We start from the raw sequence: 24,620 nt of genomic DNA on the forward strand, positions 1-24,620 counted from the left end.
TTAATCCTGTCTATACTCAGTAGGACTTTTATTAAAGTATTGGCGAAATGCCTGACTAAATGCAGAATGCGAGTCATATCCTACTGCTAAAGCAATATTTTCAATATTTAGTGGTGTGTATTTTAATAATTCAGCGGCTTTGCTAAGCCGCTGTTGAGTAACATATTGCATCACAGACACCCCAACCTCTGCTTTCATTTTTCGTTGTAGTGTACTCGCTGATGTATTAAAAGCGAAAGCGATATCATGTGTTGTTAATGGTATATGTAATTTATTCGCTAACCAAGCATCCAAACTATCGCGCCAACCTTTTTGTATTTTCATTTGGGCAAGTAAAAGCCGTGTTATGGTTGAATATTGATCTGGAAGTTGAGGATATTGATGTATCCACTCTAATAAACTAATGGCAGCCGGTGATAACGCAAATTGTCCACCTTTCTCACTTAATTGCCATTGCGAAGTTGCAGGAAGTTCTAGGATAAGATTTTTATTATCTATATTGCCTGAAAAGGCATGATGAATCGTTGGGGGGATAACCAAACAGTTTTGATTAGAAATCAGAAAATTTTCTCGATTAAAATTAACTTCCATTGAACCTGAAAGCCCGAAAATAATCTGCCATAAATTATCATGATGATGAGATACCGTCTCTTGTGTATAACAGCGCAAATGCAATTGAGGTAATAACAAAAGACACTCCTTTATATCCATCCTACTATTGAATAATTACTATATCAAAACTCAGCAGAACATCACTATTTAAGAGTGCCAGATAAAGATACTTATTTATGCTAGACGTGAACCATTTGGTAAAGGCAAGTTAAACTCAGCCAATACAATTGCTCCCGTTTCATCTGGTGCCCCTGTAATTAAGACTTCAGATTTTATACCTGCAATGCGTTTAACAGGGAAATTACATACACACAAAACACGACGTCCCACAAGCTCTTCAGGAGTGTAATTTACCGTAATTTGAGCACTTGAGCGCTTTATGCCTAATTCGCCCAAATCGACTTCCATAATATAAGCAGGTTTATTAGCTTTCTCATTTATTTTTGCGCTGATAATTGTTCCCACTCTCATTTCTACACGTAGAAAATCATCCCATTCAATTAAATCTGTCATTTTTTTACCAATCTATTTTAATTTACAGTGATACCTTGATTACTGAGTTATAGATTAGCACGCATTATGCTAGCTCACCTGTAGTGAGGCAGTCATTCTCTGTTGAGAAAGAATCACTCACACTCTTTTTTCTCTGATTCTCATTATTCTGAATTTTGCCTATTTTTAATAACATTTAAAATAATCATATCAATTCATAATTTTGTTATATATTAAAAACACTCCTATTGATAACCCCAGAGAATATTTATGATGAAAAAGATAACAGAGTGGACAACACTGGAAGGAAAACTTGTGCGTTTAGTCCCCCTAAGTATGGAACATTACTCAGAACTCTATGAACTAATTAAAAAAGATAGGCCAGATGAACTTTGGTATACCACTGTTCCTTCAGTAATAGAGTTACAACGAGATATTGAGCATAAACTTCAATTACAACAAAAAGGGTTAATGTTGCCTTTTACCATTATTTCTAAAACTAATAACCGTGTGGTTGGCATAACAACCTTTATGAATATCGATAACCAAACACCAAGGTTAGAAATAGGCTCAACGTGGTATGCAAAAGAAGTACAAAGAACAGGAATTAACACTGAAGCTAAATACCTATTACTTAAATATGCGCTAGAAGAGTTACAGTGTATTGCTGTTGAATTTCGTACTCACATATTAAACCAAACAAGTCGCAGAGCGATTGAACGCTTAGGTGCAAAACTCGATGGCATTTTACGTAACCACCGACTAACAATAGGCGGTCAAAAAAGAGATACCTGTGTTTATAGTATTACTGATTATGACTGGCTCTCAGTAAAAATACATTTAGAGTGGTTAATGAAGAAATACCAATAAACATTAAGATTATTATGCTTAAAAATAACTTTTTGCTGTTTAATTTGTTATCATAAATACTCCTTAATTACCTGTTATTATAGGAGCTTTTATATTCCATGCACTCTGCTTACCAGTTTTTTCAGGCTATTGGCCTTGGTCTTATTTTACTTTTACCTTTAACTAATCCATTAACGACTGTTGCTCTCTGGCTTGGTCTTTCAGGAAATATGACCAAAGAACAACGTAATCAACAATCTTTAATGGCATGTGTCTATATTTTTCTCATTATGACCATCGCGTTTTATGCGGGTCGCGTCATAATGACAACGTTTGGCATTTCGATACCCGGTCTTCGTATTGCTGGAGGGATGATAGTGGCCTTTATTGGCTTTAGTATGCTATTTCCTAATACACCTAATGTTGATGATCCTATTTCTGACGATAATAATCCTCACCACAATCCCAAAGAACCCAATATTGCCTTTGTTCCTTTAGCAATGCCAAGTACCGCAGGACCAGGAACCATTGCAATGATCATCAGTACCGCAGCATCAATACCTTCGCGTACTGATATTGCTCAATGGGTATTATATGTGGCTCCAGTAACGACCTTCTTTTTAATTAGCGTGATTGTTTGGCTGTCACTTCGTGGCTCCACCGGCATTATGAAATATTTAGGTCACAGTGGTATTGATGCTATTTCTCGTGTAATGGGATTTTTATTAATCTGTATGGGTGTTCAATTTATGATTAACGGTGTTCTTGAAATCATTGCAGATTTGCCTGCTTTATTAAAACAGGCTCAAGCCGCAGCTAATTTGCCAGATTAATTATCCCCTGCATGGTAAGCGGCTCTTACTTTAGCTAAATAACGTGGTGCTTGAGTTGCCGGATGGTTTTTTTCAACGTAACGATAAAAATCGTCCGCACTCATTGAATTAATTTTAGCTATCGCATTGTCTCTATTTTTATCAAATGTTCTCAATAAAGCGCCTGCGCCATTCACATAAGCAAGAATGGTGGCGTAATAAAGTGTTTCAGGATCAGCAATACCAACAAGGTGGCGCTCTCTTAATAATTGAATATAAGCCGTACCTAAATCAATATTAATAGCAGGATCTTTCAATTGAGCTGTTGTTGGTTGCCCCGCTTTTCCTCTATTTTGATAAACATCTCTTCCTGCTGTTGATGCTTTAATTTGCATTAATCCAACTGCATTTGATTTACTAATTACCTCTGGTCTAAAGTTAGACTCAACCTGGATGATCGCTTTAATTAATGTTTCATCAACATTATAACGGCTAGAGGCTTGCTGTATGTGATTATCAAAAGGGGTTGCTTTCCATTGTGCCGTGGAGATCGAAGCATTACTAATACGGCTATTTATCGGCTTTTGACTTAAAAATCGAGATGTGTCTTTTTGAATTGGTTGATGAGCATTATCAGCACAACCAGCAAGAAGCAAAATTGCCAAAGAAAAGATGATTTTTACTTTCACGTTTTATCCTTTTGCATAAAGGGTTGTACAACGATATGTTTATATATCAACAAGTTGGAGATATATTATTCTATTTCCACACAAAAATTCACGCTAAAATATGGCAAAGTACGAGAAATAAATCAATCTATTACTATTTCTAGCGTGTGTTTTATCTCAAATCTATCCCATTCACTATGATTGCCTCCCAAATGTATTAATCAGAATAGAATCTGCCATAACAAGTTTATATCGTGTTATTACTTATTTTTGAATAAATGGTATGCATTAGTGCAATGTAAAAAAGAGATTGAGAGATCGCGATAAAATCGTAGCGACATAACCCACATTGAATTAATAAGGAGAAAGTGCATTTTTATGCGTAATAAAAATCATCTCTTACACAAATAGTTAAGAACGATTGTTAATTTTTGTGACAAAACCCGACAATCTACTTAACATTTATTGGAATACATGTTGTTATCTTATTTCTAGTCGTTATCAAATGAAGCTTTTTACACAGAGATAACTTGACTTTTTTTGAAATGATATTGATAATCATTATCAATTAAGAAAATACCTCTGCAACTATAAGGCAATAATAATATGGATATATTTCGCTCTGTAAACAAATTTTCACTTACGGCTTTATGCCTTATGGCAACAGTCTTTTTAACCACACCTGCACAAGCAAAAGATAAACTTAAAGTCGTCACTACCTTTACTATTATTCAAGATATCGCACAGAATGTTGCTGGAGATGCAGCGATTGTTGAATCAATTACAAAACCTGGTGCCGAAATTCATGATTATCAGCCTACCCCAAAAGATATTGTAAAAGCCCAAAAAGCTGATTTGATCTTATGGAATGGTTTAAACCTTGAACGCTGGTTCGAACGTTTTTTTAATGAGTTACGTAATGTTCCTGCGGTTGTAGTAACTGAAGGCATCACTCCAATGGCAATTAGTGAAGGTGCTTACAAAAATAATCCGAATCCACACGCATGGATGTCACCAAATAACGCATTAATTTATATTGAAAATATTCGTAAAGCATTTGTTGAACACGATCCTGATAATGCAGCAATTTATAATCAAAATGCAGCAAATTACGCAGAAAAAATTAAACAGCTTGATGCACCATTAAGAGAACGGTTGTCTCGTATCCCACAAGAAGATCGTTGGTTAGTGACCAGTGAAGGCGCTTTCAGTTATTTAACTAATGATTATGGCTTTAAAGAAGTTTATTTATGGCCAATTAATGCAGAAGAACAAGGCACACCACAACAGGTTAAATATGTGATTGATACCGTTAGAGAACACAAGATCCCTGTTGTCTTTAGTGAAAGTACAATTTCAGATAAACCGGCTAAACAAGTCAGCAAAGAAACTGGCGCAAAATACGGTGGCGTTCTTTATGTTGACTCACTTTCCGCTGAAGGTGGTGAAGTTCCTACTTATATTGATTTAATTACTATTACAGTAGATACAATTGCGAAAGGATTTGGGCAATGAGCAATATAAAAGCTAATCCTACGTTGACTGTTGATAATGCCACAGTAACTTACAACAACGGTCATACAGCTATTTTTGATGCAAGCTTCTCTATCACTGGTGGCACTATTTGTGCCCTAGTGGGCATCAATGGCAGTGGTAAATCCACACTATTTAAAACCATTATGGGGCTAGTAAAGCCCTCTAAAGGTAAAGTGACATTAAACGGCAGCCCGATTCAGCAGGCGTTAAAACAAAATATGATCGCCTATGTACCACAAACAGAAGAAGTTGACTGGAATTTTCCTGTGCTTGTTTCTGATGTTGTAATGATGGGACGTTATGGAAAAATGGGTTTTTTTCGTATTCCTTCAAAACGCGATCATGAAGTTGTTGAAGCATCATTAGAACGTGTTGGTTTGTCAGGCTTAGGACATCGCCAAATTGGTGAACTTTCTGGTGGTCAGAAAAAACGTGTTTTCTTAGCACGAGCAATGGCTCAAGAAGGTACTGTTTTATTACTTGATGAACCTTTTACGGGTGTCGATGTTAAAACAGAAAATGCCATCATCGAGCTTTTACGCAATTTGCGCGAAGAAGGCCACTTAGTTTTAGTTTCAACGCATAACTTAGGAAGTGTACCTGAATTTTGTGACCACGTTATTTTAATCAATAGAACGGTGTTAGATAGTGGTCCAACTGAAACGACATTTACACAGAAAAACTTAGAACACGCATTTGGTGGTGTGTTACGTCACATTAGCCTCTCAGGTTCTGATCTTCATGATGATGACGATCCACGTTCACTTACTGTTATTACCGATGATGAACGTGCTGCTGTTTTCTATGGTCATCAAGAAGAACACACTCCAGCGCACCAAAGCCAGCGCAAACAAGGAGATTAGCCATGCTAGATTTACTCCTACAACCTTTTGAATATAACTATATGGTGAAAGCAATTTGGGTCAGTGCCTTAGTCGGTGCTGTCTGTGCGTTTCTTTCATCCTATCTTATTTTGAAAGGTTGGTCGTTAATGGGAGATGCCCTTTCCCACTCAGTTGTTCCCGGTGTTGCTGGAGCTTATATATTAGGTTTGCCCTATGCAGTTGGTGCTTTTTTTACGGGTTTGCTCGCGGCATTATCAATGACACTTATTCGTCATATCACACGCCTTCGTGAAGATGCCGTTATTGGCTTTATTTTCTCCACTTTTTTTGCCTTTGGTCTGTTACTAGTTTCGCTTAAACCAACAGCCGTCAACGTTCAGACCATCATTCTCGGGAATATCTTAGGTATTGCTGATGAAGATGTATGGCAAGTTGTGATTATTACGGGTGTTTCTTTTTTCGTCTTATTTTGTATTTGGAAAGACTTGCTGGTGGTTTTTTTTGATGAAGTTCATGCAAAATCAATCGGCTTATCACCATTAAAATTAAAAATTATCTTTTTCACTCTTTTGAGCGCTTGTACTGTTGCGGCTCTTCAAACTGTTGGCGCCATCCTTGTCATTGCTATGGTAGTTACCCCTGGCGCAACTGCTTATTTACTCACAGATCAATTTAAACGGCTGGCTATTATTGCTATCTGTATTGGCACAGTCACAAGTGCAGTAGGCGCTTATCTTAGCTACTTCTTTAATGGTGCAACAGGTGGCGTGATTGTCACAATGCAAACATCACTCTTTCTGTTGGCTTTCTTATTCGCCCCGAAACACGGTATGTTAGCCGCTCGCCGTCGTGCTCGTCAGAGTTCACAACAGTTGATCACACAATCTCATCAGCATAAAGGATCAACAAAACCAGAAGAGGTGAAACTATGAATGAGTTGATGGAATTTTTCATTGAGCCTTTTCAATATCCCTTTATGCAACGCGCTATTGTTGCGGCCATTATCATAGGTATCGCCTGCGCTATTTTATCTTGTTATATGGTATTAAAAGGCTGGTCTTTAATGGGAGATGCAATCTCTCACGCTGTTTTACCTGGCGTTGTTCTTGCTTATGTCACTGCTATCCCGTTAACAGTAGGTGCCTTCCTTTCTGGGCTATTTTGCTCTTTTGCCACCGGTTATTTAAAAGATCACAGTCGCATTAAAGAAGATACAGTGATGGGGATTGTATTCTCAGGCATGTTTGCGGTGGGTTTGGTTATTTTTGCCAGTGTCGATACAGACCAACATTTAATGCATATTTTATTTGGTAATATTTTAGGCATTACACCTGATGTATTAACTCAAATTAGTATTATCTGTGTAATCACCATCACTATTATGCTTATTAAGCAAAAAGATTTTATGCTTTATTGCTTCGACCCTAACCAAGCCAGAATTGTTGGCTTACCTGTCACATTATTGCACTATGGCTTACTATCCATTTTGGCATTAACCATTGTTGCTTCAATGCAGGCCGTTGGGATTATTTTAGTTGTCGCAATGCTTATTTCACCGGGGATCACTGCCTATTTATTAACACGCAGTTTTTCACGCATGATTATGTTAGCAATTATATTTTCTGTCGCATCTAGTGTTATAGGAACATTTATTAGTTTCCATATTGATGGAGCAACAGGTCCTTGTATTGTGCTAACGCAAGCTGTGTTCTTTATTATTGCGCTACTCTCTAATCAGATAAGTTTGGCAAAAATAAAGCGACAAACAAAACCCGCTAGCGCCTGAGCATCTTCTTTATCTTCGCAAAAACGGGATAATCATCCCGTTTTTTAGCTTTATACTTTATTGATTTAATTAAAGTGTTATTGTCATAGTATAAACATCGCTCGTTACTATTTTATTTGGGTCTACTAAGTAAACAACTTTGCGAGGTGTAAGTATGTGGCAGAATATAGGTCGTTTACTGGAATCAAACTTAGGATTTTCAGCAAAGATAAACGAAAAAATTCACCTTTCTAGTGGTGATATTCATCATACATGGAAAATTTATTATGGTGATACGCCTGTTTTTGTGAAATCTAATTTGCGTGAATTTCTGCCTAACTTTAAAAATGAGGCAGAACAACTCGAAATGCTGGCAAAAAGCCAAACAATTCGAACTCCCCGAGTTCTTGGTATCGGTAATAGTAAAGATGCCAGCTTTCTACTCCTTGAATTTTTGCCTATTCAACCATTTACACCTCATAGCGCCTACTGTTTTGGACAACAACTAGCAAGACTACATCAGTGGGAAGAACAACCTAGTTATGGCTTTGATTTCGATACCCAAATCGATACAACCCCTCAACTCAATAGCTGGGAAAAACGCTGGAATCACTTTTATTCTGAAAAACGTATTGGTTTTCAGCTACAACTAGCTTCTGAGAAAGGTATGGTTTTTGGAGATATCGATGAGGTCACTCAAATTATCACTCATCGCCTTGCTGATCATAATCCACAACCCTCTTTGCTTCACGGCAATCTATGGCCTAAAAACTGTGCTGCAATTGGTCAATCAGAAGGTACCGTGTTCGATCCAGCTTGTTATTGGGGTGATCGAGAGTGTGATATCGCAATGTTACCGCTTTGTACTGCAGTACCTGCAAATATTTTCGACGGTTATCAAAGTGTTTGGCCACTATCCGATAAGTTTTTATCTCGTCAGCCTATTTACCAACTCTATTTCTTCCTCAACCGTTGTAATTTATTTGGGGGCGAAGAAAATTATTTAGAAGTCAGAAAAATCATTGATGATCTATTAGCAACACCTTAATAGGAATAAAGTGAAATAGTATTGAGATAATAAAAAACTAAAAAATATAACCTCGCCAGATTCAGTGATGCGAGGTTTATTTTTCCTTTCAATTAATATAAGTGAACAGTCCTCGCTCACTTTAAAATAGTGTTACCATCCTAAAAATTTCATTAAGAAATAGCCAATTGCAATGACAATCAGAGGTGATAAATAAAGCACCATAATTTGAGTAAATATAGTATGTCGCGGTAATTTGATATTTTGTTGCAATTCTTCAGCCGTTACACCACTTTTCATTGCGCGTTCAATAATAAGCTGATCTTGTATATTTTCTTTCAAATATTTCACTTGACGATAAATTCGTAATCCTGATGCGCTGAATGCTAATCCTATGAACATAAAAAGAAAAATAACAAAAAAAGTGATATTTTCTTGGCTAAATCCCATTTGTGTATTGGGGATAGGTGAATTTCGCCAGAAAAAACCTAAAAAAGGTGTGTTAAATTGCACCATTTCCGCTAATACACGAAAAAAATCATTAATTACGGCATTTACACCATCACCACTTGGGCGTTGAATTGCAGCTAATCCTATCAATGATACAGCTGTCGAAATAAAGGCAGGAATAAAAATAAGCCAGCCAAGTACACGCTTTAAAATGGCATATAATCCCGCATATTGATAACTCATCACATCCTCACTAGTCGAATTCGTCAATATTTATCTGTTTATCGTAGTCTAATTAACGGCTAACACGACAATAAATTAATAGTAGCTATTCTCTCTATTTATTTTACAAAATAAATAAGAAACTGATTAAAAAGATTTTCCCTGTAACTCTTGCTACAATCGCCACTCGACAACATAGACCTTATTTATGGAGAGTAACATGTCTTTTAAATTCCCTATTGAAGCTGCAATATTTGATATGGATGGTTTATTAATCGACTCTGAACCATTTTGGCAGCAAGCAGAACATGAGGTCTTTGCTGAATTAGGCGTCGATCTATCCCTTGCATCGGCAATGCCCGATATGGTTGGGTTAAGAATAAACGAAGTCATTGATTTATGGTATAGAGCATCACCTTGGCAAGGCGTTTCAAAACAAGAAGCAAAACAAAAAATGGTTTCTCGTGTTGTCAAATTAGTTGAAGAAACAAAACCACTATTACCAGGTGTTGAGCATGCCTTAGAACTTTGCAAATCATCAGGGTTAAAAATTGCACTAGCATCAGCATCTCCTGATTTTATGCTTGAGCGTGTCCTGGAGTTGTTTAATATTCGTCATTACTTCTCAGCTGTCGTGTCTGCTGATGAGCTACCACACAGCAAACCACACCCTGAAGTTTATCTAAATGCAGCTAAAGCGCTTAATCTTGACCCTATTCACTGTGTTTCATTAGAAGATTCTCGCAATGGTATGATTGCTTGTAAAGGCGCCAGAATGCGCTCTATCGTTGTCCCTGCAATAGAACAATTTAATGATAAACAATGGGGCTTAGCTGATGTAAAAATTGCGTCACTCAATGAACTAACGCAACTACATTTATTAGGCTAATTTCCATAAATAAAAAGGATATTCTACTTTATAAGATATCCTTTTTATTCTGCTTTTAATAAACATAAGCTCATTAACCTCTTCTCTATTTTTAAGTATTCCTCTTGTATATTTCTTTTGCTTCCTCTCGCCGTGATCTTACTTTTTGGTTCCTTATCCTAAATTCGATCATTTTTAAATCAATCAAATAAAATATTCCTGTTATTGCTTAATATTTAAGACAATTTTTATCTTTTTTGTCTGTTAGTTATCGTCAAAACCTTTTATACTTTAATTACTGTATAAATGAACAGCAAATAAACAGACATGGAATGACAGCAGAAGGACATCTACTTTTTTCTGTGGCGACACTTGTGTTAGCGCAGAAACTTGAAATAACGCCAGCTCTTGCTCATGGTGATTGGTTTCACATGATCCCTGCTGTCTTATTAGGCTCACTTCTACCTGACTTAGACCACCCTGGCTCTATTCTCGGGCGATTATTCCGTATTATCTCACTGCCTCTATCAAAACTCTGTGGTCATCGAGGTTTTACGCATAGTTTACTTGCGTTTTGTGGTTTAGCTATTTTATGGGAAACACAAGTTTCACCACAGTGGGATATTTCCGCCGATATCTTTCATGCCCTTTTATTCGGTTATCTTAGCCACCTTATTGCAGATATGTTAACTCCCGCTGGCGTTCCTTTCCTGTGGCCTTTAAAAATACGCTTTGCATTACCCATTTTAGGCAAAAAGAACAATAAAAAAGGCGAGAGATTTATCTCTGTTTTGATCCTTGTTGGCGCACTTTTTTTACCTCCTCACCTTACTGTTACCCTGCCTTCACAAATCAATAACTGGTTACAGATGTACCACGATAAGCGTACTAATTTTTAACACAGCCTGACAAAAACCTACGTTTCTCTATTTATTTATAAATTCTTACTTCTTTTTATACCAACTTTCCTTGTTTTTATAACCAAATGATTATATAAAATAATAATTAATTATAAAAAGTTATTAACAGTTCTGTTACCCTATATCGCATTGGTGCTGTTATATCCTTTCTTATTGCCTAAGAACTCATATCGCATACAATCGTCGAAATTATATAAATAAAGATCTCGTTGGAGAGTTAAGATGAATTTTCCGTTAATCATTAACGTACTCGTCTTTGTTGTGCTATTACTCATCTTGGCTAAATTAAGTCAACGTCAGTGGAGCCTTTCAAAGAAAGTTCTTGTTGGTTTAGTTTTTGGTGTTGCTTTTGGGCTAGCACTACACGCATTCTATGACTCACACGATCCTATTATTAAAGAATCTATTCTTTGGTTTAATATCGTGGGTAATGGCTATGTACAGCTGTTACAAATGATCATTATGCCATTAGTATTTGCCTCTATTCTTAGTGCCGTAGCTCGATTACACCAAGCATCATCACTAGGAAAAATTAGTGGACTCACTATTGGCACACTATTATTCACCACAGCTATTTCTGCATTAATAGGTATTGTTATTGCTAATTTATTTGGCTTAACAGCAGAAGGCCTAGTACAAGGTGAACAAGAAGCACAGCGCTTAATTGCACTTGAGCAAAATTACATGGGCAAAGTTTCTGACTTAACGATGCCACAGCTTATTTTGTCATTTATTCCTAAAAATCCATTTGCTGATTTAACAGGTGCAAGCTCAACATCAATTATTAGCGTCGTTATCTTTGCTACTTTCTTAGGTATGGCTGCACTGAAACTGCTCAAAGAAGACCAACCTCGTGGTGAGAAAGTTTTAGTTGCAATTGATTGCTTACAATCATGGATCATGAAACTGGTTCGTATTGTTATGATGTTAACACCTTATGGTGTAATGGCGCTGATGACTAAGGTTGTTGCAAGCTCAAATATGCACGACATCATTCAATTAGGAAGCTTTGTTGTTGCCTCCTATGTTGCTATTGGCTTAATGTTTGTGGTTCATGGATTACTAGTCAGCTTTACGGGTTTGAATCCTATTAAATTCTTCAAAAAAGCGGGGCCTTTATTAGCATTCGCATTTACAAGTCGTTCAAGTGCTGCAAGTATTCCATTAAATATTGAAACTCAAATTAAGCGTGTGGGTGTGCCAGAATCTATCGCAAGCTTCTCATCATCTTTTGGTACAACAATTGGTCAAAATGGTTGTGCGGGTATTTACCCTGCGATGTTGGCCGTTATGGTTGCGCCTACAGTGGGAATTAACCCATTAGATCCAATGTGGATTGCCACTTTAGTTGCTATCGTAACCGTCAGCTCTGCAGGTGTTGCGGGCGTTGGTGGTGGTGCTACATTTGCAGCTCTTATCGTTCTGCCTGCAATGGGTTTACCTGTGACATTAGTTGCCCTATTAATCTCTGTAGAGCCATTAATTGATATGGGACGTACCGCATTAAACGTCAGTGGCTCAATGACAGCGGGTACAATCACGAGTCAAATTATGGGACAAACGGATAAAACTGTCTTTAACCAAGATGAAGAAACTGAACTTACAGTAAAATAAACTTTATCTGCCTCTATTAATAAAGTCAGTTCATCATTTGAACTGGCTTTTTTTTGTATCTGTATTAAGTTACATATCTTCTATTTATGTTACCCACCAATATCAATTAAAAACCTATAAACATAACAAGGTAAAATCGTGCAAAAAATTATGCGAATTTTGCGAAAACTCTATAAGTATGAAAACAGTCAGTATGATCCTGAACGCCAAGTTTCATTGTATCAGCTTGATACTCTTTCAGAAAAAGAACGAGTCTTGTTATCAGAAGTCAATTGGCGACCTAATGTTATAGAAAGATTTGCTGATCATTCTGATGTTATTTCAAAATTAAATAGCTTAAAAAATAATCCATCACTCACCCAAAAGCGTTGCTTAGATGGATTTGTGGCTGGTGTGGGTGGCAGCTATCTTAGAGGTCGTTCTGTTTTAGGTGCTTTTCATAAACTACAAAATTTGCCACTACATAATTATGAAGAAAAACCTCAATATGCCTGTTGTTGGATTTGTAGTGATAGAAATCAACAAAAATATATTAATGACAGCTATTTTCAATATTGCCTCTATTACGGTAATTCTTATACGAGCAATCCCACTTATGCTTATTTGAATTTAAAGCACTTACTAACAGCCCCTCCCGTTAGTCCAACGCAGGGAGATAAAGAGATCTTTAAGCAATTACTTCATTTATTACGTAGCGCTCCTGAAGGTGAAACTCCGGGTAAATTTGAAAAACGGTTAAATGAGGCTAAATTAATTTCGGGTGATAGATATACCAAACGAGGTATTTTGCACTCACTTGCCTTAGTGGGGGTTATTCCTAATGCCTATATTCCATTATCTTTAAATAGCTGGGCTAATTTTGGCGATATTACCATTGCAGAAAATCAACTTAATAACACCAAAGGTCGCTCTGATATGGAAATGCCATGGGCAGGCTGGAAAGGCAACCTAAAAATTGATGAAGAAAAAATGGCAACATACTTTGATGAATATTTAAATTAATCCCCCTATTCTTCATACATAGAAAGCGCCCAATACTTTCATATTGAGCGCTTTTATTTGAGTGTTCGCGATTAAACTCTCAACCTTATTTCAGGTACTCACCATTGCGCAGTGCTTCAATACGCTTATCTAATGGTGGGTGAGATAAAAATAACTCACTAAATGACTTATTACGGCCATTAATACAAAAAGCCATCATGCTACTTTCTTCTTGTGGCTCATAGCTCGTTTTCAAACGTTGTAATGCAGCTATCATTTTCTCACGACCAACAAGCTTTGCAGAACCTGCATCCGCATGGAATTCACGATAACGTGAAAACCACATTGTTATAATGCTGGCAAGAATACCGAATACAATTTCCAGAACCATTGAAACCCCCATATAGACCCATGGGTTTCCATTGCTATTTTCACTCTCTTCATCATTAGAGACAAAATTAGCAACAAATTGAGCGATAATACGAGAAATAAAGATAACGAAGGTATTCACAACACCTTGCAGTAAAGTCATGGTTACCATGTCACCATTAGCAACATGGCTAATCTCATGGGCAATAACGGCTTCTGCTTCATCACGACTCATACTGGCTAACAAACCAGTACTGACAGCCACCAGCGAAGCATCACGACGAGCACCTGTTGCAAACGCATTAATATCAGGCGCATCATAAATTGCCACTTGTGGCATTTTGATACCAACTTGTTCAGACTGGCGTCTTACCGTATCTAATAACCAACGTTCTACTTCTGAAGTTGGGTTTTCAATAACTTGGCCACCCACTGAACGTAATGCCATCCATTTGGACATTAATAGTGAGATAAATGCACCACCAAAGCCAAATAAGCCCGCCATGATCATCAAGCCTTGAACACTACGACCTTGTATGCCTGTTAAAGATAAGATGATCCCAAAAACAAACATAACAGCTAAGTTTGTTAACAGGAATAAAGCAATTCTCATCATATTGATATTGTTCCTATTTTATCTAATTATCACATTGCTAAAACTGTCTTATAAATAAGGCTTTTTTAGATTTTATCAAGCCTTTTAACTTATTTAATATTAAAAACGATATAACTTTACATTTTGATAAAAAAATAGTCAGTGAACGCCTAATATTAAGCATCATTTAGAACTTAAGTATAAAGTAAGATTGATAATAGATGATATGAATTTTCTATTTTTTCAAACGGAAGGGATTTATTTAGGAAAGACTGGTATCGTTTAATATTGTGACAACAAGTTTATCATAAAAAGCACCGTAATATGTAGATGCTACCATTTACCGTGCTCGATAGAGCAACTATCTCTGCTTTTTATGCACGACTCACAACATATGCAAGCCGTGCATTTTATACCAGTAATAATGGACTCAATTACCGCTATAAATTACATTTTGAAGCGATATGTGGTTGTCATCGAGCCAGATAATGAATGAGCTCGTTGTGAGTGACCATCATAAAGTTTTGGTGTGGTATAGTCGTTTTCTTGCTGGTGGTGCCAACCGATCCCACCGCTTAAAGAAACAGAAAGATTTGCGGTTGGTTTCCAGTAGCTAAATAAACCAAACTGTCCTTGTTTTAATCTTTCACCAGAATAGCTGAATTCACTATAGTTGGTACGCGCACCAACAGACAGCTCTTTACTAACTCTGTATTCAGCTTCTAATGCGCCCATAACCTCACCATCACGGACATAGTCGATATCTGCGTAAGCTGGTGAGTTAAAACGCCCACGGGTATTACCAATTGGATTACGAGCAAATTGACCAACACCATTAGCTTTTTCTGCATCGGTATATGTCACACCTGTACGCAGTGTCCATGGTGACTCTGGAATGCGCCACTCCAAGGTACCTGCAACGTGCCATGCGTCATGATCAAAGTTACGCTTACCCTTATTAGCATCACTTAATGTACGTTTACCATCACTACCATAATCATGATAATAAAAGACGCCACCCATGGTCACATCTGAAGTTAATTTATATTTTGCTTCTAAACCATGTTGACGAAATACATCATCCGCTTGACCATAGAAATAAAATACTTTTAACGGTTTAGTGTTGTAGTTAATGCCACCGGTAAGAACATGATCGATATTATGTCTAACACCATTACCATCACTGAAATACATTCTGTCGATATTTGGGCTATCACGACGCATTACTTTACCGTCAAGGAACAATAAATCTAAGCTCCAATCACCCATTGCTGTATTAGTCGCATAACCATTATAACTGTTTAATGATAAGCGCTGTGAGTTCGTAAAAATACCGGTATTTTTTAATGTAAACCAACCTGCTTTACCGTTAATTAACACAGGATCTAAATCAAATTTAACTTTTGCGAAACGTTGACCAATTTTGTTATAGCCTTTTGCTTCACCATCATCATTGTATAAAATTGCACGAGAGGCGAAGTCTTTACTTGCGCCTAATTTGATACCACCATAATAAGAAACATCAAATCCTAGAATGCCACCTAAATAACCTGATTTGAAATCAGCTTGGAAGTTTTGCCCCCAAGCATTAGCAACTTGCTTTCTATAACGTTGCTCTTGTTTATCAAAACGGTTTTCAGTTTTCAAATACTTCCACATATTAATTGTAGAAAGCTCAAGTTCTGAATCTGAAATAAATGCACTTTCTTTAATTGAATTTTCCCAATTCGCAGCATTAGCAACGCTTACTGCTAAGAAACAAGGAGACAGCATAAACAATACTAATTTTGTTACTTTCATCTTAATGCAACCTGGTTAATAAATATTTAAATTATGCTGATTTATACTCAGCAAGTTTAATAAAGCACCATTCTTTATTTAGCTAAAAAATAACCTTTGATTAATTTAAAGTTGCACTAACTTCAAGCAATAGAGTCATTTTTTGGCGCAGGAAACGAATATGGATATCTCACCATATTTATATTTACGTATTTTTCTTAATAAAATTCGATAAGAAAATTATAAATCAATTTCCTTTAATCATCATTCCTTACGTAGAGATCCTTAATCTGAAAATATAATATTTTAGTTATGATTATTTCTCTAAAAATACATTTTTGACTCATAGAATAAAAATGAGTCATTATTTAGGTAGTGATTTTAGCTAATGCGTCAATATTCCAAAGTGACGCGAGATCTTCATAATCTGTATGTTATAGTAATTTTTTGTCAATTTAAGAGATCGTTGTCACAATATGTTACATTTATTACAATTCAAGCACCATTAAATGAGATATTAATCACAATTAAAAGTCGCTTTATCTCTTTATTCAACTTATCAAATAAGAAACTCACTTCTTATCTAAAAATTAGCCTAACATTCTCTTTTATAGCTTACAAAATTTACTCAAAATGTATTTCGAATTAAAAATAAAGTGACATAAAGCTAAATTTAACTATCCTTTTATTAAAAAAATTTATATTACTGGTAACTTAATATAGTGAATAACTAAAAATATGAATGCTCCCATCCAAAAACATACTATTGGTTTTCTTAAACAATTTTTAATAGAAAACTTGATAAATATTGATTAGCAATAACAAATTTATATCTTGATTAAAATAAATATAAAAAACCCCAACAATTGGTTATCCAACTATTGGGGCTGATTTTAAGTATCAGTTGTTATAAAAGATAACTTAATTTAATAATTTCTTAGGTTTAAGCACTTTTGAGAGATCAACCGCAATTTTAGCCGTCTCATCTAAATAAGGATCTGGACCTTCATAATCCTTAGGTAAATCATCGAGTGACTTCAATGCTGGTTTACCTTCTAATTTAAAACGCTCATTAATACGATTTAATTTTATGGTTTCTAACTCTTTGTTTTCTTTCTCTCTTTCAGAGAAGTTTAAAACAACAAATTTGTCTTCACCTTTTGCTTTAGCATCGTTATAACGCTGAATATCTGCAAAGATGTATGAAAATTCTCTATCATTTGCAATACGCTTAGTATGTTGTTCAGTTAACGGTACTAACGCCGCCTTTAATTTGTCTGAATATTCAGATAGCTGATAGCTTGCTGGAGAGATACTATCCCAAGGCAACGCGTTATCTTCAAAACTCTCCCCCATTTCAGCACTATCAAAGCTTGGTAACAGCAAATCTGGTGTTACTCCTTTAAGCTGAGTACTACCACCGTTAATTCGATAGAATTTTTGAATAGTATATTGCACTGAACCTAAACCCGGCCAATCAGGACTTAGCATTTGATCGTAGACTCGAGTTAATGGGCGATATTGCTGAACCGTTCCTTTACCGAACGTTTGCTCACCGACAATTAATGCACGTCCGTAGTCTTGCATTGCTGCTGCAAAAATTTCAGAAGCAGAAGCACTAAAGCGATTTACGATAACAACCAGTGGCCCTTTATAATACACGACATCATCTTTATCAAAATCTTGTCGAACACGACCATTGTTATCTCTGACTTGCACAACAGGACCACTTGGAATAAATAATCCTGAAAGTGAAATCGCCTCTGTTAAAGCACCACCACCGTTACCACGCAAATCAATGACTAAAGATGAAACATTATCTTTCGCCACTCTTTGTAACTGCGTTTTTACGTCATTAGTTAAACCAACATAAAAACTTGGAATATCCAAAATTGCGACTTTATCACCGTTAATTACTTTTTCAGTTAGCTTAACAGCTCTGTCTTCTAAACGGATTTGCTCTCTGACTAAAGTAATTGTTCTTGGTTTAGCGCCTTTCTCATCAGAAATAACTTCTAATTTTACTTGGCTACCTTTCGGCCCTTTAATCAAAGCAACGATATCATCAAGTCGCCAACCGACAACATCAACCATCGGTTTATTTTGTTGCCCTACTGCAATAATTTTATCACCCACTTTCAACTCTTTACTTTTTGCAGCCGGCCCCCCGGTTACCATAGAGTTGATCATAGGATAATCATCATCCATCTGTAATACAGCGCCAATTCCTTCTAAGGATAGACTCATTTCAGAATCAAAGGCTTCAGTATTTCTTGGTGATAGATAACTTGTATGAGGGTCGATTTCGCGGGCGAATGCCGACATAATGATTTGGAAAACATCTTCACTTTGGCTTTGCGTTTGACGACGTAGCGCAGCTTTATAACGCTTAGTTAATGTCTCTTTAATTTCGCTATCTGTTTTGTCAGATAATTTCAGCGTTAACCAATCATATTTTACTTTTTCATCCCAAAGTTTATCTAGCTCAGCTTGAGTCTGTGGCCATGGTGCTTTTGTTCTATCTAACTCAAATTTATCTTGACCAGTTAAATCCATGGGTTTATCTAGGCGGTTTAAGGCGTATTGAAAACGTTCAAAACGTCTTTTTTGCGCTAAATTAAAGAGATCATAAAGGGGCTGAAGCTCACCTTTTTTCAGATATTCACCTACTTTGGTTTTTTCTTTATCAAATTGGGCAATATCTGATGCTAACAATACATTGTGGCTATAATCTAATAAATTAAGATAGCGATTAAAAATTTTTTCAGAAAAGTTCGCATCTAGCGAAAATTGACGGTAATGAGAACGTTCAAAACGAGAGGTTACTCGCTCGCTCACGGTAGAATGCTGCGGCTCTTGCTTTAATTCGGGTAACTGATCAATGGTTACCATTGCTGGAGTGGCTGGTTTCTCAGCCATTACAACAGAAGTGCCTATTAACGTTAATCCGATAGCAAAAGCCACATTTAGAAGTTTGTTCATGCTCTGGTTGGCCTCCGTATCAGAACTTTAAATGTTCCGTGCGTACATTCATTGCCAAACCGTTAGGCAATTGTACACGTACACCCTCTTTTGCTATCTCTAGCACTGTCGCGTCCATTACGCTACTACCAACGTTAACTTTCAACGATTGACCAACAGTAAGAACTGATGTGTCTTTCACTGGAATTAACTTTTCAGTATTTTTGCGTGGTGGTGCTTTGCGAGGTGCTTGAGTCGCTTTTTGAGGACGAGGCTGTCGTTTTTCACCATCTTTAGGTGGCTGACGACGCGTATTATTTGGCTTTTTCGCTGCCGGACGTTTACTGGTCTCTTTATCACCCTCAGCTTCACGCTTCTTAGCACGTTGCTCTGCTCTCTGAGCTTGAACACGCGCCTTAGCTTCTGCTAATTGTGTACGAGCATGTTCAATATGCTCAGCTTCCAGTTCGCCGCAGTCATTACCATTCAAATCGACACGTTTTGCTCCTTCTTTAACTCCATAAAGGTAGCGCCAACTTGAGGTATACAAGCGTAATGCCGAACGTAACTGTGTTTTGCTCAGTTGAGTTTCATCTTTTAGATCTTCAACAAGATCTTGAAAAATGCCAACTTTCAAAGGGCGAGCTTCACCCTCAGCAATAAAACACTTAGGGAAACGTTCAGCTAAAAAAGCGATGATTTCTTTACTACTATTCAACTTAGGTTGATTTTCCATGAAATTTCCTGATTACAACGGTTTTGCCAACCAGCGCAGGCATGAACAAGCGACATTATAATAGTGTTGCCAACAATTTCTATGGCAAACGCCTGTTAACTTACATAAAATTCACAATATTTTGCTGTATGACAAGTTTTTAAATGCTCGCAGAGCACGTCACACAACGCTTTAAGCCCAATTTCATCTTTTTTATCAAAACGATCAAAAATAGGACTATCAATATCGAGAACGCCGATAATTTGTCCATTTACTTTTAAAGGTAAAACAATTTCAGACTGACTTGCACTGTCACAAGCAATATGTCCACTAAATTGATGAACGTCATCCACTCTTAAAATTCTGTTTTCGGAGTATGCAGTTCCACAAACTCCTTTCCCAAAACCTATTCTGACACAAGCAATTTTGCCTTGAAATGGGCCAAGAACTAATGAATCACCATCATTAAGATAAAATCCAACCCAATTTATCGTATCTAACTTCTCGTAAAGAAGTGCGCTGGTATTAGCAAGTGATGCGATAAGATCATTTTCACCAGACAACAAGGCTGACAAATTATCAGTGAGCTCCTGATAAAAAAGCGATTTTGGCATCATTAAACCTTATTTACGTAACTAAAATAGATAACAAACTCGTAATTTAGCCTATTTTATCTTGGGGTTGAATACTCTATCTTCAAGAATTGGGCAAAAAAACGATAATATCTCCTTAACACCCACAAAAAAAATCAGACACTTTGTATTGTAAAATGAAAGGCATAAATATAATAAAAATGATAACTTGTGAACCATTGAGTATAGGTACTTTTTTTTAACTTAATCAAACGATAACTCTTGAAAAAACCAACTTAGGCGAATTAACGAGCAACATAGTGAACAATATTGCAACAAAGGAAAAGAAATCAATACGCTGTCAAGAGTGTGATCACCTCGTGACACTACCTCTTGCATTAAAGCGTGGGGAGGATGCTTATTGCCCTCGTTGCCAAGCCAAACTCGCATCTTATCGATATTGGTCATTAACTCGTCTACTTATTCTCTCTATTACAATGCTCATTTTGGCATCAATAGCATTTACTCAGCCATTAATTAAAATTCACCTATTAGGTACAATGATAACGGCGAATGTGGTTGATGGCATTCGCATAATGTCAGAGCAAGGTTCTCCTCTTACTGCAACAATGGTCGCCTTTTGTGCTATCGTAGCCCCTCTTAGCCTCCCTATCGCTATTTTATATCTCCATTTAGGAACACGCTTACGCCTTAATCTTCGCCCAGTCTTATTAATGTTAGGAAAATTAAAAGAATGGGTAATGCTAGATGTCTATTTAATTGGGCTTGCTGTTGCAACAATAAAATTAGGCGATTATGCAACCGTCTATATTGGCAATGGTCTAATTGCTTTTGTTTCTTTAATGATACTTAGCTTATTAATGCTAATTAACATTAATATGGACCAGCTTTGGCAACGCTTTTATCCGCAAAAAGAAATAGAAAAAAGTCCTGCAACTTGCCATTCTTGCCATTATCATTTTAAAAGAACACCATCAACACAGTGCCCACGTTGTAAAACTTGCTATACCCCAAGGCAGCCAATGAGTTTACAAAAAACATGGGCAGCATTAATTTCAGCAATAATTCTGCTAATACCTGCAAATTTATTGCCTATTTCTATTTTCTATTTAAATGGTCAACGTAGTGAAGATACTATTTTTTCAGGTGTACTTTCGTTAGTGAATTCAGGCAATACCCCAATTGCGATTATTGTTTTTATTGCCAGTATTTTTGTACCTTTTTTTAAGATTATAATTATGCTGGGCTTATTATTAAGCATTCATTTTAATTCTAGTATTGATCCCCTACTTCGAATGAAATTATACCGTTTCGTCTCTTGGATAGGGCGATGGTCAATGCTTGATCTCTTTGTGATTGGGCTGATGATGTCATTGATTAATCGAGATCAATTGATGACTTTTACAATGGGGCCAGCGGCTTTTTATTTTGGTACTGCGGTTATTCTTACTATCCTTGCCGTTGAATGGTTGGATAGTCGTTTATTATGGGATACTTATGCAACAAGAAGAAAACGACATTCAGGACACACAAGCCCAAATACGCCGCAAGCGTAAAATTTCGACATTTTGGCTGCTCCCTGTTATCGCCATGTTTATTGCTAGTTGGTTGCTTTTCCAACATTGGCAAGATAAAGGTATACAAATCACGATTGATTTTCAATCTGCTTCAGGGATTGTCTCTGGTAGAACACCAATCCGCTATCAAGGCGTTGATGTAGGAATAGTTAAAGATGTCACTCTAAGCGATGACTTACGCAGAGTTATTGTTACAGCTGATGTACGAAAAAACCTTGCCACCGCATTACGGAAAAATACACAATTTTGGCTTGTTACACCTAAAGCGAGCCTATCAGGTGTATCAGGGCTAGATGCTTTAGTAGGTGGTAACTACATCAATATGCTACCCGGTGATGGTGAAAAGCAGTTTAAATTTATTGCTCAAGAAGTTCGCCCTCAAGCAAATATTGATAAAAACCAGCAATTAATTACCTTAACAGCAGATAAACTAGGATCACTCAATGTTGACTCTCAAGTTTATTACCGCCAAGTTCCCGTAGGGAAAGTTTATAGCTACGCAATTCGTCCTGACAACCAAGGCGTTTTTATTGAATTAAGTATTGATAAACAATATGCGCACTTAATTCGTCAAGACAGCCATTTTTGGAATGTATCTGGATTCCAAGGTAATTTTAATTTAAAAAGTGGTGTATCCATTAAAATGGAAAGTGTTTCTGCTTTAATTAACGGTGCGATAGCCTTTGACTCCCCAGAAAACAGTCAACCCGCACAAGAAAACCAGCAGTTTGTTTTACAATCGGCTACCTCTGTTGAGGCGGGTAAAGCAATATATGGTGAAGATGGGTTAATTATTTCTTTAACCAGTGAAGAAAGTTGGGGCGTCGATGCAGGACAACCTATTCTCTTTAGAGGCATAACTATTGGCCAAGTCATACAACGTAATATAAGTGATGATGGTGTTATCTTCGATGCTATTATCGCCCCTGAATATAAACATTATATTTATGAAAACAGCAAGTTTGTTGCCAATAGCCGAATAAACGTCAATATGGGTTTAAATGGTATTGATATTCAAGGTGCTTCTCCTCAAGAATGGCTTGAAGGCGGTATTCATCTTATTCAAGGTAACAAAGGTACCCCTAAAGAGCAGTACCGTCTGTATCGCAATGATTTTTTTGCTAAAGCAAGCATCAATGGTAATGAATTACCAGTGACATTAACGTTAAAAGCCTCCAGCCTTCCAGGTATTCAAAAAGGCTCTGTTGTGCTTTACCATCAATTTCAAGTTGGTGAAATCACTGATGTCAGGCCATTAATTGATGAGTTTGATATTGATATTTATATTTCCAAACAATATCGCCACCTTCTTACTGAAAAAAGTGTTTTCTGGACTGAAGGTGCGGCAAAAGTTTCCGTCAATGGTTCAGGATTAACCGTTGAAGCGACACCATTAAATCGAGCCTTAAAAGGAGCAATTAGCTTCGATAACTTTGAAAATATCAATAATAACGCCTCACGTTACAAACTCTATTCATCAGAAACCAGTGCTAGGGCTATTGGTGCTCAAATCACTTTAAAAACTTACGATGCGAGTAAGCTTTCTGAAGGAATGCCTATTCGTTATTTAGGCATTGATATTGGACAAGTCGAATCATTAACCCTTTCACCTGATAGAAAAGCCGTGACTGTTTCAGCAGTACTCTACCCTGATTATGTCAAAACCTTTGCGAGATCAGGCAGTCGCTTCGCTGTTGTTACTCCTGAGTTAACAGCATCGGGATTAGATAACTTAGATTCACTTATTCAACCTTATATTAAAGCAGAGCCCGGCAATGGGGGCGTATATCGTAAATTTGAATTACAAACATCCAATATTACAGACTCTCGCTATCTTGATGGATTAAATCTTGTTTTAAATGCTACAGAAGCCGGCTCAGTACAAATTGGTACGCCTATTTATTATCGAGGTCTTGAAGTTGGTGCTGTGACAGGCCTTGAATTAGGAAACATGTCTGATAGAGTCTTAATTCACATTCGAATCAGTAAAAAATATCAATATCTTGTTAGAAATAATACCGAATTCTGGCTTTCCTCTGGATATAACTTTTCCTTTGGTTTAACGGGTGGTGTTATACGAAGTGGAACATTTAAACAATTTATACGTGGAGGCATTACATTTGCAACACCACCTTCCACGCCATTACAATCAAAAGCGAAACAGGAACAGAATTTCATTTTAAATGCAAAAGAGCCTAAAGATTGGAATGAATGGGGAACGGCAATACCTAAACCTTAAAAATTAGATAATTCTACCCTATTTCAGAAGATTTATTTAAAGCGGATCACAAAAAATGATCCGCTTTTTTTATTTTCAAAAAACATTTTGGAAATCAATTCCATTTATACTATGCTTAATTCTGTTTGGTC

Annotated in this window: 22 protein-coding genes; 13 read left to right on the forward strand and 9 right to left on the reverse strand. The window is 36.7% G+C overall.

Features of this window, described 5'->3' with window-relative positions; genetic code table 11:
• Together GWI59_RS01960 and GWI59_RS01965 are read right to left on the reverse strand one after the other, a co-directional pair.
• Positions 1-690 (reverse strand): helix-turn-helix transcriptional regulator, encoded by a 690-nt coding sequence (locus GWI59_RS01960; RefSeq protein ID WP_109847628.1) that lies wholly within the window; start codon positions 688-690, stop codon positions 1-3.
• Positions 691-786: 96 nt separating this feature from the next.
• Positions 787-1,125: a tRNA-binding protein gene (locus tag GWI59_RS01965; RefSeq protein ID WP_006537121.1), complete on the reverse strand. Its 339-nt coding sequence runs from the start codon at positions 1,123-1,125 to the stop codon at positions 787-789.
• A 252-nt stretch (positions 1,126-1,377) separates the two neighbouring features.
• Between GWI59_RS01965 and GWI59_RS01970 the strand changes: the two genes are divergently transcribed.
• Positions 1,378-1,974 carry a GNAT family N-acetyltransferase gene (locus GWI59_RS01970; RefSeq protein ID WP_109847712.1) on the forward strand — a complete coding sequence of 199 codons (597 nt, stop codon included), beginning with the start codon at positions 1,378-1,380 and terminating at the stop codon, positions 1,972-1,974.
• Between the two features lie 98 nt (positions 1,975-2,072).
• The gene (locus tag GWI59_RS01975) at positions 2,073-2,786 is read left to right on the forward strand and encodes a MarC family NAAT transporter (protein WP_072062586.1); all 714 of its coding nucleotides are present in this window, start codon (positions 2,073-2,075) and stop codon (positions 2,784-2,786) included.
• Here the strand turns inward: GWI59_RS01975 and GWI59_RS01980 are convergent.
• Positions 2,783-3,454: a transglycosylase SLT domain-containing protein gene (locus GWI59_RS01980; RefSeq protein WP_161723873.1), complete on the reverse strand. Its 672-nt coding sequence runs from the start codon at positions 3,452-3,454 to the stop codon at positions 2,783-2,785. The two genes, GWI59_RS01975 and GWI59_RS01980, sit on opposite strands and share 4 nt — an antisense overlap.
• Positions 3,455-4,090: 636 nt before the next feature.
• Between GWI59_RS01980 and GWI59_RS01985 the strand changes: the two genes are divergently transcribed.
• From GWI59_RS01985 to GWI59_RS02005, 5 genes are all read left to right on the forward strand, one after another.
• Positions 4,091-4,948 (forward strand): metal ABC transporter substrate-binding protein, encoded by an 858-nt coding sequence (locus GWI59_RS01985; RefSeq protein WP_229096578.1) that lies wholly within the window; start codon positions 4,091-4,093, stop codon positions 4,946-4,948.
• A complete protein-coding gene (locus tag GWI59_RS01990) occupies positions 4,945-5,832 on the forward strand; it encodes a manganese/iron ABC transporter ATP-binding protein (protein ID WP_006537128.1) in 888 nt (295 codons plus the stop codon). The genes GWI59_RS01985 and GWI59_RS01990 overlap by 4 nt, the downstream gene beginning before the upstream one ends.
• A 2-nt stretch (positions 5,833-5,834) precedes the next feature.
• Positions 5,835-6,746, forward strand: a complete 912-nt coding sequence (locus tag GWI59_RS01995; RefSeq protein ID WP_072062589.1) for a metal ABC transporter permease — start codon at positions 5,835-5,837, stop codon at positions 6,744-6,746.
• Complete coding sequence (locus tag GWI59_RS02000) at positions 6,743-7,600, forward strand: metal ABC transporter permease (RefSeq protein ID WP_006537131.1); 858 nt, start codon at positions 6,743-6,745, stop codon at positions 7,598-7,600. The genes GWI59_RS01995 and GWI59_RS02000 overlap by 4 nt, the downstream gene beginning before the upstream one ends.
• 154 nt (positions 7,601-7,754) lie before the next feature.
• On the forward strand, positions 7,755-8,627 hold the full coding sequence (locus GWI59_RS02005; protein WP_161723875.1) for a fructosamine kinase family protein: 873 nt from the start codon (positions 7,755-7,757) through the stop codon (positions 8,625-8,627).
• A gap of 132 nt (positions 8,628-8,759) precedes the next feature.
• Here the strand turns inward: GWI59_RS02005 and GWI59_RS02010 are convergent, their stop codons facing one another.
• Positions 8,760-9,299 (reverse strand): YniB family protein, encoded by a 540-nt coding sequence (locus GWI59_RS02010; RefSeq protein WP_006537133.1) that lies wholly within the window; start codon positions 9,297-9,299, stop codon positions 8,760-8,762.
• Positions 9,300-9,498: 199 nt separating this feature from the next.
• On the opposite strand from GWI59_RS02010, the gene hxpB reads away from it, so the two are divergent.
• The 4 genes from hxpB (at position 9,499) to GWI59_RS02030 (ending at position 13,682) form a co-directional block, all read left to right on the forward strand.
• Complete coding sequence (gene hxpB, locus GWI59_RS02015; protein WP_072062592.1) at positions 9,499-10,167, forward strand: hexitol phosphatase HxpB; 669 nt, start codon at positions 9,499-9,501, stop codon at positions 10,165-10,167.
• Between the two features lie 311 nt (positions 10,168-10,478).
• Positions 10,479-11,045 (forward strand): metal-dependent hydrolase, encoded by a 567-nt coding sequence (locus GWI59_RS02020; RefSeq protein ID WP_006537135.1) that lies wholly within the window; start codon positions 10,479-10,481, stop codon positions 11,043-11,045.
• Positions 11,046-11,288: 243 nt separating this feature from the next.
• On the forward strand, positions 11,289-12,680 hold the full coding sequence (locus GWI59_RS02025; RefSeq protein WP_072062594.1) for an L-cystine transporter: 1,392 nt from the start codon (positions 11,289-11,291) through the stop codon (positions 12,678-12,680).
• 138 nt (positions 12,681-12,818) lie between these two features.
• A complete protein-coding gene (locus GWI59_RS02030; protein ID WP_239739543.1) occupies positions 12,819-13,682 on the forward strand; it encodes a hypothetical protein in 864 nt (287 codons plus the stop codon).
• 85 nt (positions 13,683-13,767) lie between these two features.
• On the opposite strand, the gene htpX is transcribed toward GWI59_RS02030, so the two are convergent.
• The 5 genes from htpX to GWI59_RS02055 all read right to left on the reverse strand — a co-directional run bounded on the left by htpX (position 13,768) and on the right by GWI59_RS02055 (position 20,694).
• The gene (gene htpX / locus GWI59_RS02035; RefSeq protein WP_023582403.1) at positions 13,768-14,646 is read right to left on the reverse strand and encodes a protease HtpX; all 879 of its coding nucleotides are present in this window, start codon (positions 14,644-14,646) and stop codon (positions 13,768-13,770) included.
• A gap of 426 nt (positions 14,647-15,072) precedes the next feature.
• A complete protein-coding gene (locus GWI59_RS02040; RefSeq protein ID WP_109847630.1) occupies positions 15,073-16,425 on the reverse strand; it encodes an OprD family outer membrane porin in 1,353 nt (450 codons plus the stop codon).
• A 900-nt stretch (positions 16,426-17,325) separates the two neighbouring features.
• Positions 17,326-19,386, reverse strand: a complete 2,061-nt coding sequence (prc, locus tag GWI59_RS02045) for a carboxy terminal-processing peptidase (RefSeq protein WP_161671583.1) — start codon at positions 19,384-19,386, stop codon at positions 17,326-17,328.
• Between the two features lie 19 nt (positions 19,387-19,405).
• Positions 19,406-20,101 (reverse strand): RNA chaperone ProQ, encoded by a 696-nt coding sequence (gene proQ, locus GWI59_RS02050; RefSeq protein WP_006537148.1) that lies wholly within the window; start codon positions 20,099-20,101, stop codon positions 19,406-19,408.
• Between the two features lie 95 nt (positions 20,102-20,196).
• Positions 20,197-20,694 (reverse strand): GAF domain-containing protein, encoded by a 498-nt coding sequence (locus GWI59_RS02055; RefSeq protein WP_072062597.1) that lies wholly within the window; start codon positions 20,692-20,694, stop codon positions 20,197-20,199.
• A gap of 278 nt (positions 20,695-20,972) precedes the next feature.
• On the opposite strand from GWI59_RS02055, the gene yebS reads away from it, so the two are divergent.
• Positions 20,973-22,229, forward strand: a complete 1,257-nt coding sequence (gene yebS, locus GWI59_RS02060) for a membrane integrity lipid transport subunit YebS (RefSeq protein WP_109847632.1) — start codon at positions 20,973-20,975, stop codon at positions 22,227-22,229.
• Positions 22,171-24,489 (forward strand): PqiB family protein, encoded by a 2,319-nt coding sequence (locus tag GWI59_RS02065; RefSeq protein ID WP_161671585.1) that lies wholly within the window; start codon positions 22,171-22,173, stop codon positions 24,487-24,489. The genes yebS and GWI59_RS02065 overlap by 59 nt, the downstream gene beginning before the upstream one ends.
• Positions 24,490-24,620 lie beyond the last annotated feature (131 nt).

The sequence above is a fragment of the Proteus sp. G2673 genome (assembly GCF_009915125.1).
GTDB classification, from domain to species: domain Bacteria; phylum Pseudomonadota; class Gammaproteobacteria; order Enterobacterales; family Enterobacteriaceae; genus Proteus; species Proteus penneri.

Coding starts and splice junctions, on each gene's coding strand:
- GWI59_RS01965 (WP_006537121.1), bottom strand. CDS start 1,125: ATGACAGATTTAATTGAATGGGATGATTTTCTACGTGTAGAAATGAGA.
- GWI59_RS01970 (WP_109847712.1), top strand. CDS start 1,378: ATGAAAAAGATAACAGAGTGGACAACACTGGAAGGAAAACTTGTGCGT.
- GWI59_RS01975 (WP_072062586.1), top strand. CDS start 2,073: ATGCACTCTGCTTACCAGTTTTTTCAGGCTATTGGCCTTGGTCTTATT.
- GWI59_RS01985 (WP_229096578.1), top strand. CDS start 4,091: ATGGCAACAGTCTTTTTAACCACACCTGCACAAGCAAAAGATAAACTT.
- GWI59_RS01990 (WP_006537128.1), top strand. CDS start 4,945: ATGAGCAATATAAAAGCTAATCCTACGTTGACTGTTGATAATGCCACA.
- GWI59_RS01995 (WP_072062589.1), top strand. CDS start 5,835: ATGCTAGATTTACTCCTACAACCTTTTGAATATAACTATATGGTGAAA.
- GWI59_RS02000 (WP_006537131.1), top strand. CDS start 6,743: ATGAATGAGTTGATGGAATTTTTCATTGAGCCTTTTCAATATCCCTTT.
- GWI59_RS02005 (WP_161723875.1), top strand. CDS start 7,755: ATGTGGCAGAATATAGGTCGTTTACTGGAATCAAACTTAGGATTTTCA.
- GWI59_RS02010 (WP_006537133.1), bottom strand. CDS start 9,299: ATGAGTTATCAATATGCGGGATTATATGCCATTTTAAAGCGTGTACTT.
- hxpB (WP_072062592.1), top strand. CDS start 9,499: ATGTCTTTTAAATTCCCTATTGAAGCTGCAATATTTGATATGGATGGT.
- GWI59_RS02020 (WP_006537135.1), top strand. CDS start 10,479: ATGACAGCAGAAGGACATCTACTTTTTTCTGTGGCGACACTTGTGTTA.
- GWI59_RS02025 (WP_072062594.1), top strand. CDS start 11,289: ATGAATTTTCCGTTAATCATTAACGTACTCGTCTTTGTTGTGCTATTA.
- htpX (WP_023582403.1), bottom strand. CDS start 14,646: ATGATGAGAATTGCTTTATTCCTGTTAACAAACTTAGCTGTTATGTTT.
- GWI59_RS02040 (WP_109847630.1), bottom strand. CDS start 16,425: ATGAAAGTAACAAAATTAGTATTGTTTATGCTGTCTCCTTGTTTCTTA.
- prc (WP_161671583.1), bottom strand. CDS start 19,386: ATGAACAAACTTCTAAATGTGGCTTTTGCTATCGGATTAACGTTAATA.
- proQ (WP_006537148.1), bottom strand. CDS start 20,101: ATGGAAAATCAACCTAAGTTGAATAGTAGTAAAGAAATCATCGCTTTT.
- GWI59_RS02055 (WP_072062597.1), bottom strand. CDS start 20,694: ATGCCAAAATCGCTTTTTTATCAGGAGCTCACTGATAATTTGTCAGCC.
- GWI59_RS02065 (WP_161671585.1), top strand. CDS start 22,171: ATGCAACAAGAAGAAAACGACATTCAGGACACACAAGCCCAAATACGC.